12 protein-coding genes are annotated in these 12,526 nt (G+C 29.2%); 4 read left to right on the top strand and 8 right to left on the bottom strand.

Going from position 1 to position 12,526, the window contains the following annotated elements; genetic code table 11:
• Positions 1-4 precede the first annotated feature (4 nt).
• From ETU08_RS02550 to ETU08_RS02540, 3 genes are read right to left on the bottom strand one after another with little or no spacing between them, the layout of a single operon-like run.
• Positions 5-1,639 (bottom strand): ArnT family glycosyltransferase, encoded by a 1,635-nt coding sequence (locus ETU08_RS02550; RefSeq protein WP_146261446.1) that lies wholly within the window; start codon positions 1,637-1,639, stop codon positions 5-7.
• Positions 1,629-2,297 carry a lipid-A-disaccharide synthase N-terminal domain-containing protein gene (locus tag ETU08_RS02545; RefSeq protein ID WP_146261445.1) on the bottom strand — a complete coding sequence of 223 codons (669 nt, stop codon included), beginning with the start codon at positions 2,295-2,297 and terminating at the stop codon, positions 1,629-1,631. The genes ETU08_RS02550 and ETU08_RS02545 overlap by 11 nt, the downstream gene beginning before the upstream one ends.
• Positions 2,294-3,010, bottom strand: a complete 717-nt coding sequence (locus tag ETU08_RS02540; protein ID WP_146261444.1) for a glycosyltransferase — start codon at positions 3,008-3,010, stop codon at positions 2,294-2,296. Before ETU08_RS02540 ends, ETU08_RS02545 begins: the two co-directional genes overlap by 4 nt.
• 162 nt (positions 3,011-3,172) lie before the next feature.
• Here ETU08_RS02540 and mdh point away from each other — a divergent pair, with 162 nt between their 5' ends.
• Positions 3,173-4,111, top strand: coding sequence for a malate dehydrogenase (gene mdh / locus ETU08_RS02535; RefSeq protein ID WP_146261443.1), 939 nt, complete (start codon positions 3,173-3,175; stop codon positions 4,109-4,111).
• A 439-nt stretch (positions 4,112-4,550) separates the two neighbouring features.
• On the top strand, positions 4,551-4,742 hold the full coding sequence (locus tag ETU08_RS02530) for a hypothetical protein (RefSeq protein WP_146261442.1): 192 nt from the start codon (positions 4,551-4,553) through the stop codon (positions 4,740-4,742).
• A gap of 151 nt (positions 4,743-4,893) precedes the next feature.
• Here the strand turns inward: ETU08_RS02530 and ETU08_RS02525 are convergent, their stop codons facing one another.
• Complete coding sequence (locus tag ETU08_RS02525; protein ID WP_146261441.1) at positions 4,894-6,699, bottom strand: MutS-related protein; 1,806 nt, start codon at positions 6,697-6,699, stop codon at positions 4,894-4,896.
• A gap of 155 nt (positions 6,700-6,854) precedes the next feature.
• On the opposite strand from ETU08_RS02525, the gene ETU08_RS02520 reads away from it, so the two are divergent.
• Positions 6,855-7,280 (top strand): HU domain-containing protein, encoded by a 426-nt coding sequence (locus ETU08_RS02520; protein WP_146261440.1) that lies wholly within the window; start codon positions 6,855-6,857, stop codon positions 7,278-7,280.
• Between the two features lie 5 nt (positions 7,281-7,285).
• On the opposite strand, the gene ETU08_RS02515 is transcribed toward ETU08_RS02520, so the two are convergent.
• Both ETU08_RS02515 and ETU08_RS02510 read right to left on the bottom strand, forming a co-directional pair.
• Positions 7,286-8,077: a UDP-2,3-diacylglucosamine diphosphatase gene (locus ETU08_RS02515; RefSeq protein ID WP_146261439.1), complete on the bottom strand. Its 792-nt coding sequence runs from the start codon at positions 8,075-8,077 to the stop codon at positions 7,286-7,288.
• Positions 8,056-8,499 carry a 6-pyruvoyl trahydropterin synthase family protein gene (locus ETU08_RS02510; protein ID WP_146261438.1) on the bottom strand — a complete coding sequence of 148 codons (444 nt, stop codon included), beginning with the start codon at positions 8,497-8,499 and terminating at the stop codon, positions 8,056-8,058. The genes ETU08_RS02515 and ETU08_RS02510 overlap by 22 nt, the downstream gene beginning before the upstream one ends.
• Positions 8,500-8,547: 48 nt before the next feature.
• Between ETU08_RS02510 and ETU08_RS02505 the strand changes: the two genes are divergently transcribed.
• Positions 8,548-9,216 (top strand): ComF family protein, encoded by a 669-nt coding sequence (locus tag ETU08_RS02505; protein ID WP_146261437.1) that lies wholly within the window; start codon positions 8,548-8,550, stop codon positions 9,214-9,216.
• 194 nt (positions 9,217-9,410) lie between these two features.
• On the opposite strand, the gene lon is transcribed toward ETU08_RS02505, so the two are convergent.
• Positions 9,411-11,822, bottom strand: a complete 2,412-nt coding sequence (lon, locus tag ETU08_RS02500) for an endopeptidase La (protein WP_146261436.1) — start codon at positions 11,820-11,822, stop codon at positions 9,411-9,413.
• Positions 11,823-12,009: 187 nt separating this feature from the next.
• Positions 12,010-12,363: a T9SS type A sorting domain-containing protein gene (locus ETU08_RS02495; RefSeq protein WP_146261435.1), complete on the bottom strand. Its 354-nt coding sequence runs from the start codon at positions 12,361-12,363 to the stop codon at positions 12,010-12,012.
• Between the last annotated feature and the right edge of the window lie 163 nt (positions 12,364-12,526).

The raw sequence follows: 12,526 nt of genomic DNA, 5'->3' as shown, positions 1-12,526 counted from the left end.
GATTTTATTTTTGGTACATTATAACAAAAGTTTTGTAAAGTCTGTCATTATAGTTTTCATTGTCAGGCGAAACTATATTTAGGTCAATATAAGAAACTTTCTTTACGTTAAATTTGTTTCCATACTCTTTTTGTAAATGTTTTATTTCTTGGGGTATACAAATTAAACCTATGTGTTTGTCTTTCATGTGTGGTAACATTTCTTTTAAACCATCATCTGTAATTGTCGGTATTTTTTTACCGTAATCCCACACAATTTCTGGGGTCATATATTTATAAGAATACAATTCTATATTAGTTTTTATAAGAGTTCTTAAATCTTTAGCAGATTTAAAATTGGTGTTGTGTGTAAAGCTTTTTGCTAATGGGAATACAAATACCATAATTATGCATTGATAAGCAATTAAAGTATAAAATCCTTGCTTGAAATTTTTTTTTAGTGAAAAATAAATTATTAAGCATCCAGTAAAGAACATGAATAGAGATGAGATGATTGCCCAGTTGAGTTGGGAAGAAATTTTTTCGTAAAATCCTAAAAATAGAACTAGGGGATACAATACCCCAACGATACCTAATAATATAAAATTAAACATTCCTAAAATTCTATCTTTTTTATTTTTCTTTCCATTAATCAGATATTCTATAAAAAATCCGGTATTTAGGGCTAGAGGTATTAAAGTAGGTAATAGGTATCGTACTTTTTTTTCAGGAATAATACTTAATAAAATTAAAGAAGATACAGTCCATAGAAGTGTAAATGTATAAGCTTTTTTATTAGAAACTTTATTTTTTAAATAAAAGTATTGAAGGCTAATTAAACTAGAAATACTCCAAATTCCTGATTGTAGAAAAAAGTCCCAATAATAGTAAAAGGGTTTTGAGTTGTAGTCACTAATCCATCTGGATGTTTCTATTTTCGTCATTGCAGCTAAGGGCTCAGGGTCTTTAAAATGTATATATATAGACCATGAACTTCCTATAATTACACCAATAATTATGTAAATCAATATGGATTTATTGACTTGTTTATTTCTTAAATTGAATTTATAGGTAAATCCATAAGCAATTATAAAAGGTAGCAATAATGCATACAAGGAAATGGGACCTTTGCTTAGGATTGAAAAAGCTAAAAAAATTCCACCTAGTAAAGTATTCTTTAAAGGCTTTGAATCTGATTGCAAAAGATTCCATAAATAATAAATGGATACAATCATAAAACTATGACAATATATATCCCATTGATTATCCCTGCCTGCAAAATATATATAAAAGGATGTTATTAGTATAAGTGCATTATTTAAACTAGATTTTTTTGATAAATTTAATTTTAAAGAGAATTTATAAATATAAAACACCATAATCATGGTAATTATGGCAGATGGTAACCGAAGGAAAGTGGTAGTTTCAAAATCTAAAACAAAACCAAATGCTGCTGTAATCCAAGTGGGAAGTGGAGGCTTCTCGTATCTGGGCATACCATTCATTGTGGTTAATAACCAGTTTCCATCTTCAACCATTTCACGGGCTGTAATAAAATTACGAGCTTCCATGATGTTTATGGGGATAATACTTAGATTTGCTAAAAGAATGATAGCTGATACAATAAAGATTAAGGTATATGTAGCTTTATTAGATTTCATTATTTTTTGTTAAAATAATTATATTTCTTGTATACACAATTATTCCCATACAATGTCCAGCAAATAACACGGGGTCTCTTCTTATAATTGAATAGATAAATATTATTAAAGATCCGGCTAAGCTTAGTATCCAAAAACCCATGGGTAGTTCAGATTTTTTGAGCTTTTCAGAATACAACCATTGGTAGATAAATCTCATAGTAAATAAAAGTTGTCCGACTGTTCCTGCAATTAATAGCCATAACGGCATTATTTCTTTGCTGAATAATTTAAATATATCAATAGTGCCATTCCATAAACCTAAGCTTATTGATAGTATAGGGAAAAAATAAATAAAAAATCGGAAAACAACAGGGTATTTTTTCCATGCGTTATGGAGCTGTATGTTTCTAATGTATATATAGTAGGTTATCAATTGTCCGAGCATGATTGAAAAATCATGACGTAGGTATCCGTAGATAAATAAAAAAAAAGAGGCAACTAAGCTCACTTGCCAAAAAATTAGATCTGAAGTTACCTTTTTGTTTTTTTCTGCGGAAATCCATTGAATAATCATACGGCTGGAAAAAAGTATTTGAGCTGTAAAACCAAGACCTAATGTTAAATAATAAATAAGATTATGAGGGGTAGAAGATATATCTAGTAGAGTAAAAGTCATATTTTCTTTTCTTCTACTTTATAATTAATATATTTTTTTTTCATCCATAAATATGCAAAGCAATCACTAAAGGGACCTATTAATCGGTTCCAAAAATGAAACTTAGATTTTCCAGCCACTCTTTCAAAATGTTCAATAGGGGTTTGGATTATTTTTCCATTTTGTAGCAAAATCATGGCAGGAAGAAAACGATGCAAACCTTTAAACATAGGGATTCTCTTAGCATATTTAGTTTGTAAAATTTTTAAAGGGCATCCTGTATCATCCATTCCGTCATGAGTGAATGTGCGACGAATTCCATTAGCTATTTTAGAAGATAGATTTTTAGTTATAGAATCTTTTCGATTCGCTCTTACTCCTGTTATAAGTTGGTAATCATCTGCGTAAGGTAAGAGTAAATTAAAATCCATGGGGGATGTTTGTAGGTCGGCGTCTATGTAACCTACCCAAGGGGTTTGTACATGATCAAACCCTGCTTTAATTGCAGGACTTAAACCATAGTTTTTATCGAATGAAATATATGAGAAATCGGTATTATTTTGACAAATTTTTTTAATAATATTTAGACTATTATCCTTTGATCCATCATTGACAAATAGAACTTTAGACTTTTTTTTTGCGCTTTTAATAAAGCGTTCCATTTCTTCTTTAACTCGTAAAAGGTTTTCTTCCTCATTGTATACCGGTATAATGACCGTTAATTCATATTCCATTGAAATCTGGATAAAAATAATTTTCAAATTTATTAAAAAATAACTAATTCTTTGCTTACAAAAAAATGTTAAAAACTGATATATTATATTTTTTTAATGAGTAATATAAATTACTTTTGAAAGTAATTGAAAATTAAAACATTAATATATAAATAGTAAAGTATGAAAGTAACCGTAGTAGGAGCTGGAGCTGTTGGTGCAACATGCGCTGATAATATAGCCAGAAAGGAAATAGTTGATGAATTAGTAATCGTTGATATTAAGGAAGGAGTAGCTGAGGGTAAGGCGCTAGATCTTACTCAGACGACTTCAATTTTGGGTTTTGATACATCAATTATTGGAAGTACAAACGATTATTCTAAAACTGCAGGAACTAACGTGGCTGTAATTACATCAGGTATTCCAAGAAAACCAGGAATGACTAGAGAAGACTTAATAGGTACGAATGCTGGTATAGTTAAAGATGTAGCGTCTAATATATTGAAATATTCTCCGGATGCAATTCTAGTAATAATTTCTAATCCTATGGATACAATGACATATTTAGCATTGAAATCTTTAGGGTTAAATAAGAATAGAATTATTGGAATGGGTGGAGCTTTAGATTCTTCTAGGTTTAAAACTTATTTATCTTTAGCATCAGGAGTATCTCAAAATGATATTCAAGCAACTGTGATTGGAGGTCACGGAGATACAACAATGATTCCATTAACAAGATTAGCCACTTGCCAAGGAATTAACTTTTCTAAGTTATTATCTTCGGAACAATTGCAAAAGGTGGCGGAAGATACTATGGTAGGAGGAGCAACGTTAACTAAATTATTAGGTACATCTGCTTGGTATGCACCAGGAGCAGCAGGTATGGCTGTTGTAGAATCTATTATTAGGGATGAGAAAAAGATAATTCCATGTTCCGTTTATTTGGATGGAGAATACGGTGAATCTGATATTTGTATTGGAGTTCCAGTAGTGTTAGGTAAAAATGGTGTTGAAAAAATTATAGAATTAGATTTAAATGAGATAGAAAAAGAAAAGTTTAAAGCCTCTGCTCAAGCTGTAAGAAATATGAATCAAGTATTATTCGACATGAATGTTTTATAAAACTATTTTATTCAAATCTATTTGTTACAAATAGATTTGAATATTTATTGCGTTTTTAATAGTTGATATTGTTAAATATTAATCGTATAATTCTACCATCTATCACATTAATATAGGATTTGCCTAACTTTTTGATCATAAATTATTTCATTTATTTTTCCAGTCATTTTAACTCGGTATTATTTCAATAAATTCTTTGAACTGTCTTGACTAATATTAAAATACAATTGAAATTTTTTAATGGAATGTTTCATTATATTATACTTTTCATTTATTGTATTTTCCATGTATTATGCAATTATTTATCATATAATAGTGTAGTGTTTGTTTAATTCGATGTTGTAATATTATAAATATATACAAAAAATGTTTACAAAATGTTTTTAAAATAAACAATAGGTTTATATATTTGTAATTATTTATTGAAATTAATATAGTCATGAATTTAAAGGAGTTAAAACAAAAAATGGAAATTGGAGATTATATTCTAGCTTCAAAGATGCTTAAAATTACACCAGAAAATGTAAGAATAAGGTTTTCAAGAGAAAAAAAAGATGTTCTTGAAGTTTTAAAATTGATTATAGATAATCGTGAAAAGTTAATAAAGAAATTCCAAGAAAATGAAAATTAAGTATTGTAAATACTACATTAATTATGGTTTGCAATAGTAAAATAGGAATTATATAAGTTTTTTTATTCTTTAATTTATTACATACACAGATATATAAAATAAACAAATTTAATTGCAGGATTCAAGGATTTGATAGATTGTAAAATTTAGACTATAATCCTGTAATTCCCATTTGTTTCATTAAAAAAGTTGCATTCATATTCTCAGCTATTCCTCTTTGCATTTTATAGGAAAAACTAAGTTTATTATCAATAATATGGGATTCAAAACAATAGTTTTCAATATGGGAGGGGTATTGAACCTCTAATTTTCCTAATTCAAGATCATGAGTGGCAATCATTCCGTTGGATTTTAGATGGATCAATTGTTGTAATAAAGCAATTGATCCTTTTTGTTTATCTTCAGAATTTGTTCCTTTTAATATTTCATCAAGAATAATAAATAAATGTTCTCCAGATTTTAAACGATCGATAATCATTTTTAATCGTTTCAATTCTGAAAAAAAATAAGATTCATTATTAACCAAGGAATCAGAGGTTCTTAAATTGGTTACTAAATTACTTGGGGTAAAAAGGAAATCCTCTGCATAAACAGGCGCACCTAAACACGCAAGTAAATAATTGGTTCCAATTGTTCGAAGATAGGTACTTTTCCCAGCCATATTTGCTCCAGTTATAACCATAAAAAAAGATTTTTTATTTATGGTAATATTATTTTTAACACAAGTATTTCTAGATAGTAAAGGGTGCCCAATTTCTTTTCCTTCCAATATAAATTGTTCATTGGTGGGGTTAGGGATAATATATTCAGGATGATTATAAGAGAAGGTTCCTAGGGAAACAAAAGCATCAAATCTTCCAAGGGCTTGCATCCAAGGAAAAATAGATGAATGATAGTTAGTTAACCACTTTTCTATTAAATAAGCATAACGAACATTCCAAAGAAAAACAGGATTGAAAAATAAAACGATTGGGTAAGCCAAACCCATGTTTAGGTTGGAACAATATCTAGAGAGTTTATAAATAATTCTAGATGCTTTTTCTTTATGAACTAGTAGTAGGTTTTGATTAGTTTTTAATAATTCACTAGCAAAATTTTCATCTTCAATAATCTTAAATAGGTAAGAGTAAGAGGAAAGAACATCCGTTTTTTTATCAAAAATATCAAGAATTTTATTAACTGTTTTTATTTGTAAAGTGCTTATGGTAAAAGTTATGATCCATAGTAAACCTAGCCAATATGATGAAATGATACCAGTTAATGCTAAAATTAAACCTATGAGATATGTAATTGGGACTAGATATATGAATAAGCTCCAGAGTTTATTTTTATAAAAATAAATTTGGTTAGGTTTAAAAGATTTAGAAAATTTTTCAATGCAAATATCTTCCTTTTTATCAATAGTTCCCGATACCCTAAAGTGATTCATTAACTTAGGTTTATTTTTAAGTTCCTGAATAGCTTTTTGACGATTTATGATTTCATCCTTATTCGTAGAGGGCGTAACAAAGTATTCAATTAAAATATTTTTACCTAATGAACCTATGGTTCTATTTATAGATTGAAATAGGGATTGATCTCCAAATATATCAAGATCAAAACTGAAGCTATGTTCAGGATTAATTTCTTCTGGGGCCCCATCAAATGAAGAAAAATTATTATTTAAACCTTTTAATTCATTTTCAGCCAGATGAATTAAGGCTAAAGAGTATTTCTTCTTATAAAAAAGTTTCTCATGAACTTTTAGTAATAAGATGAAACTTATTAAAAAAAATAAGAATAATGTGAAAGTTAAATAGGTATTCTCCCAGAATCTATAACAAAAAATAATTCCTAAGAGAATACAGCTCATGCGTAAACAGGCTACAATTAAAATTTTTTTTTGTAGTGAATGAATGTTTTCCTTTTCTTTATTTATGATTTCATTGTACGATTTTTCAATGTGTTCAATACTCATGTAATAAATGTACAAACTTTTTTAAAAGTTTATATAAATATTAAAATAATTGATATTATATAAAATTTTAAATGATAGGTTATTACTTAAATTTTTAGATATAAAACAAGTTGAAAAGTTTTTTACGATATTTGTAAAAAATGTATCATCTATTTATGGAAATAATTACTTGTATTTTATCTTTATTAGATAAAAATAAAGAAGTTGTTGTGCCAACCTTTGGAAAATTTAGTCTAAATTTTTCTTCAGTTACAGAGGATCATAGTACTGGAAAAGTATTACCTCCCCAAAAATATGTTGCTTTTGAACAGCCTCATAAGCTCAATGATATCTATTTAGTGAAAGAATTACAGGCTTATTTAAATATAAACCAGGATGAAGCAGAGAAAATCATGTTGGAAGAGATAGTGAAATGGAAAAATACTTTAAAAAATAGCAATTCCCTAACGTTAAAAGGTTTAGGGTCTTTTACACTTGATAAAGAAAGAATTACTTATGAAGTAAGCAAAGATTGTATTTTTAATTATAGAAATTATGGTTTGCCTGAATTGTATGTTTCGTTAAAAGATATTAAGGCTTAGAATTGTTAAGATTCTTTATAGTTTAATAATTCTAAATTCTGTCCATCAAAGACCGCATAGGTAAAATAAACAATCCAATCCCCCAAATTAACATATCGACTTTCCATGGTTGAGCTTAGAGATAAGTTCATAGGTAAATGCCTATGTCCAAAAATAAAATAGTCATAAAACTTTTCTTTTAATTTTTCTTTAGAAAACAGGATTAACCATTCATTATCCTCTCCTAAAAATTTAATATCTTCAGCTCCGCTAATTAATTTATTTTTTCTAGATAGATAATTCCCCAATGCAACTCCTATGTCTGGGTGTAACCACTGAAATAAAAATCTAGCAATAGGATTTGTAAACAATTTTTTCATCCGTTTATACCCTAGGTCTCCAGGTCCTAAACCGTCACCATGAGCAACAAAGAAGCTTTTTCCGTTTATAATAAATTCTTGTTCTTTTGTAAATAAAATTACTTGAAGTTCTTCCTGTAAGTAATCATTCATCCATAAATCATGATTACCTGTAAAAAAATAAATTTGAATTCCACGATCAGAAAGTTCTGCCAACTTGCCCAAAACCCTAATAAATCCTTTAGGAACTACCGTTTTATATTCATGCCAAAAATCAAATAAATCCCCTAACAAAAAAAGAACTTGTGCATCGTTACTAATTTTATTTAAAAATTCAATAAATATTTTCTCTCTTTTTTTAGAAGAATATTCATTAGGAGCTCCAAAATGCTGATCAGAAGCAAAATAAACCTTTTTACCTTCCAGTAATTCAATATTTATTGATCTTCCAATATCCATTCTCCGTAGGAAGTTTCAGTTTCAAATAATTTTAGTTTTGTTAAAACAATAGGCTCAGGAAGTTGAGAACTTATTTTGGAGGCAAAGTCCAATAACATATTTTCACAAGTAGGTTGATAGGGGGTAAAAACAACTTTATGACCTTCCAAAAGAAGTTTTTCTCCCAAATCTTTGTGTTTTGAGTTTACATTCAACAATATTGCATGGTCTAAAGGATCTATAATTAATTTTTTGATTATAGACTTTAAATCACCAAAATCCATTACCATTCCATTTTTTTTATGATTTAAATCCTCCAGAGGATTTCCTTTAATAGTAACATAGAGTTTGTAGGAATGTCCATGAATATTTTTACATTTTCCATCATAGCCCCATAAGGCATGAGCAGTTTCAAACGTAAAAATTTTAGTTAAACGAATCACTTTGTTTTATTTTTAATTACCTTTAAGCAAAGGTAAAATAAAAATACAATGTGGCAAACGTTCTTATCTAGCCTATTTCCTCTAAGATGTTTTGGTTGTGGGTTAATTATCCCTACACATCAAAAATATTTATGTGAAAAATGTCTGGGAAGGATGCCTTATACACATTGGCGGTTAGATTCTGAAAACTGCATGTACGAGAAAATTAATTCTTTAGTAAATATAGAATCGGCAAGCGCATTACTGTTTTTTGATAAAGATAATTTAACACAAAAACTGATTCATTTTCTAAAGTATAAAAATTATCCAGAACTTGGATCATGGATGGCTGATCTATGGTTTGAAAATCACAAAAATCAAACATTTCTTAAAGATATTAAATCTGTGGTTCCAGTACCCATACACCGTAAAAGATTAAAACTAAGAGGTTATAATCAAGTGGTGCCGTGTGCTCAAAGATTGGCTCATCTTTTAAATTGTGAGTATAACGATTCAACATTGGAAAGAACCTTACATAAAAAATCGCAGACAACGCTGAACAAGTTTGATAGAATAGCAAAAATGAAAAATACTTTTACACGTATAAACAATCACTCCTCTCATTATTTAATTGTTGATGATGTTTTTACTACAGGTTCTACGATTGTTTCATGTGCAGAAGAACTATTAAAAAATCCCCAATCAAAAGTTAGTGTTTTTACCTTAGCCATAGCGTAGAGGGATTTCAAGTGCTTAAATTCTAAATAAAATTTTAGGAATGTTTAAAGATTGATATATATATATATATATATATTAGAAGCTCATAAAAAGTGTTATAAATTCACAAGTGAAAATTGATTTATAGATAAAAAAAGATTCAAATTCGTTTAAGAATTTGAATCTTTTGTAAGTTAATTAAACCTTTGTAAATTTTAAACTTCTAAAGCTAAGTTTAAAACTTCAGACATTTCACTAACGTAGTGTACATTCAATCCTTTTATATATTCCGGATTTATTTTTTCAACATCTTTTCTATTCTCTTTACAAAGAATAACATCGGTGATACCGGCGCGTTTTGCTGCTAGAATTTTTTCTTTAATTCCTCCTACAGGCAGAACTTTCCCCCTTAAAGTAATTTCACCGGTCATGGCCCATTTGGATTTTACTTTTTTATGTGTAAATGAGGAGACTAAAGAGGTTAACATGGCAATTCCAGCCGAAGGTCCATCTTTAGGGGTAGCTCCTTCAGGAACGTGAATATGTACGTTATTATTTTCAATGGTATCTGTATCAATGCCTAAATCTTTGCTGTGGGCTTTTATATATTCTAAGGCAATAGTGGCTGATTCTTTCATAACATTACCCAGATTTCCGGTCATGCTAAGAGTTCCTTTGCCTTTGGATAATATACTTTCAATAAAAAGAATATCTCCCCCTACTTGTGTCCATGCTAGCCCGGTTACCACACCAGGAACTTTGTTTTCTTCAGATTCTTCTGGCATCATAGGAGGCCCTAATATTTCTTCAATCTTAGCCTTATTAATTTTTTTGGTATACTCAGTTTCTCTAGTAATTAATAATGCAATGTGTCGAACAATTTTTGCAATTTTTCTTTCTAAGTTTCTTACCCCAGATTCTCTAGTATAGGCTTGAATAATAAACTCCAGCTCTTTTTTTCCAATGGTTAGATCTTTTTTAGCTAATCCATGTTCAGAAATTTGCTTAGGCAATAAATATTTTGCAGAAATTTCAATTTTTTCTTCAATGGTATATCCGGATAGATCAATAATTTCCATTCGATCTAATAAAGCCGGTTGTATAGTTGCTAAATTATTAGCGGTAGCAATAAATAGAACTTTTGATAAATCATAATCAATATCTAAGAAATTGTCATGAAACTTATTGTTTTGTTCCGGATCTAAAACTTCTAGAAGAGAAGAGGAGGGGTCTCCATGTCCGCTTGTACCAATTTTATCAATTTCGTCAAGAACAATAACAGGATTAGAAGTTCCTGCTTTCTTGATGGACTGAATAATTCTACCCGGCATTGCTCCTATATAGGTTTTTCTATGCCCACGTATTTCAGATTCGTCATGCAATCCCCCCAAAGCAATACGTATATATTTACGACCCAGCGCAGAGGCTACTGATTTTCCCAAAGATGTTTTACCAACACCCGGAGGTCCATAAAGGCAAATGATTGGAGATTTCATATCTCCTTTTAGTTTTAAAACCGCTAAATATTCTAAAATTCTCTCCTTTACATCCGTCAATCCAAAATGATCTCGATTTAAAATCTTTTCTGCGTGTACAATGTCAAAGTTATCCTTGGAAAAGTGCTCCCATGGAAGCTCTAGCATTAGTTCTAAATAATTTCTTTGTACTCCATAATCAGGGGTTTGAGGATTCATTCGAACTAAACGGTTCAATTCTTTTTCAAAATGTTCATTGACTTCTTTGCTCCATTTCTTTTTGGAAGCTTTTTTTCTCATTTCTTCTGCTTCCTCTTCATGGGAAACGCCCCCTAATTCCTCCTGTATGGTTTTTATTTGTTGTTGTAAGAAATAGTCTCTTTGCTGTTTATTTAAATCTGAATTAACTTTATCCTGTATGGAATTTTTTAAAGTAATTTTTTGCAATTCAAGATTTAAGTGTTTTAAAGTTTCTGAGGCTCTGGATTCTAGGTTATTGATCTCCAATAATTCTTGTTTCTCTTTTACAGACAAATTTAAATTTGAAGCAATAAAATTAATCAGAAGAGTTGTACCTTCAATATTTTTTAAAGCAAAAGAAGCCTCAGAAGGAATAGCCGGATTTTCATGAATTGTTTTTATGGCAGTTTCTCTTAAGCTTTCAACAAGAACATTAAAATGTTCTGAATTTTTTTGGCTTACTTTCTTATCATTTAAAAGAGAAATTTCTGCTTTAAAATAAGGTTCTTCTTGAACAATTGAATTTAATGAAAACTTACGCATCCCTTGTAAAATAGCCATGGAACTGCCGTCAGGCATTTTAAGTAGTTTAATAATTTTTCCAATGGTACCTACTTTATACAAATCGTTTATTCCGGGTTCATCAATATTAGTATCCTTTTGTGTAATTACAGCAATGATTTTATCTTTTTTCTGTGCTTCAAGCAATAAGGATTTAGATTTACTTCTACCTGCAGTGATAGGAACTACAACCCCAGGAAACAAAACTACATTCCTAACCGTTAGTAAAGGCAATACGGTTGGAAACTCCTCATTCATCATTTTATCTTCCTCGTCTTGGGTGAGTAGAGGTATAATCTCATTTTCACCTTGTATGGCTTGGTTAAGTGACAATATGTCTAAATTAATCATGTTTTTTTTTTAAATTATAGGACAAATTTTCTTCTATTTTTAATAAGAAGACCATGTGAGTACTAAGCTATATTGTTAATTACTTGAAAACAAGCAGAATAGATAACAGTTGACCAGCTTAGCAGATAGTAAAATTCAATTAATATGCCAAAGGAAAGAGGGGGGATGTAGGCGATAAATGAAACAATTATATCTTAATTAAATTTAAAATTTCTTGACTTCCATTATGGTAAGAAATTTTAACAAAGTATCTACCACTAGGCAATCTAGAAACGTTTATGGGTTGTTCTTCCAGCTGGTTTCCCAGATCTTTATTAAGCATAGAACTGCCCACCATGGAAAGGATGGATATATTTTTAATTGGTAAGCTAGAAGAATTTTTAATTTGAATGTAATCGCGAGCAGGATTAGGGTATAATTTTGACTTGGTGCTAGACTGCTGTTCAATAACAGGGGTGTCATTCTCAATAGTTTCTGCTTGTGCAGGTAAAGAGATTAACAAAAGACTATATAGTAAAGTAAAAAATAAATTTTTTTTCATGCAATAAAGAGATAAAATAACACTTAGCAAAATTAATAAAATAATTTTTAATTTTTATCGTTTATAAAAAGTTAATTTTTATTGTTTATAGAACCTAATATTTTCAGTATATTTGCAGGATTTTTTAAAAAATCTTGATAAAAATAATTTTTCTTTAAAATTT

Origin of the sequence: Apibacter muscae, assembly GCF_007845635.1 — a bacterium.
In the GTDB taxonomy this organism is placed as follows: Bacteria; Bacteroidota; Bacteroidia; order Flavobacteriales; family Weeksellaceae; genus Apibacter; species Apibacter muscae.
This window is presented reverse-complemented; position numbering and strand designations above follow the sequence as displayed.

Excerpts from the sequence above, each read along its gene's own strand:
- ETU08_RS02550 (WP_146261446.1), bottom strand. The coding sequence starts at position 1,639 with ATGAAATCTAATAAAGCTACATATACCTTAATCTTTATTGTATCAGCT.
- ETU08_RS02545 (WP_146261445.1), bottom strand. The coding sequence starts at position 2,297 with ATGACTTTTACTCTACTAGATATATCTTCTACCCCTCATAATCTTATT.
- ETU08_RS02540 (WP_146261444.1), bottom strand. The coding sequence starts at position 3,010 with ATGGAATATGAATTAACGGTCATTATACCGGTATACAATGAGGAAGAA.
- mdh (WP_146261443.1), top strand. The coding sequence starts at position 3,173 with ATGAAAGTAACCGTAGTAGGAGCTGGAGCTGTTGGTGCAACATGCGCT.
- ETU08_RS02530 (WP_146261442.1), top strand. The coding sequence starts at position 4,551 with ATGAATTTAAAGGAGTTAAAACAAAAAATGGAAATTGGAGATTATATT.
- ETU08_RS02525 (WP_146261441.1), bottom strand. The coding sequence starts at position 6,699 with ATGAGTATTGAACACATTGAAAAATCGTACAATGAAATCATAAATAAA.
- ETU08_RS02520 (WP_146261440.1), top strand. The coding sequence starts at position 6,855 with ATGGAAATAATTACTTGTATTTTATCTTTATTAGATAAAAATAAAGAA.
- ETU08_RS02515 (WP_146261439.1), bottom strand. The coding sequence starts at position 8,077 with ATGGATATTGGAAGATCAATAAATATTGAATTACTGGAAGGTAAAAAG.
- ETU08_RS02505 (WP_146261437.1), top strand. The coding sequence starts at position 8,548 with ATGTGGCAAACGTTCTTATCTAGCCTATTTCCTCTAAGATGTTTTGGT.
- lon (WP_146261436.1), bottom strand. The coding sequence starts at position 11,822 with ATGATTAATTTAGACATATTGTCACTTAACCAAGCCATACAAGGTGAA.
- ETU08_RS02495 (WP_146261435.1), bottom strand. The coding sequence starts at position 12,363 with ATGAAAAAAAATTTATTTTTTACTTTACTATATAGTCTTTTGTTAATC.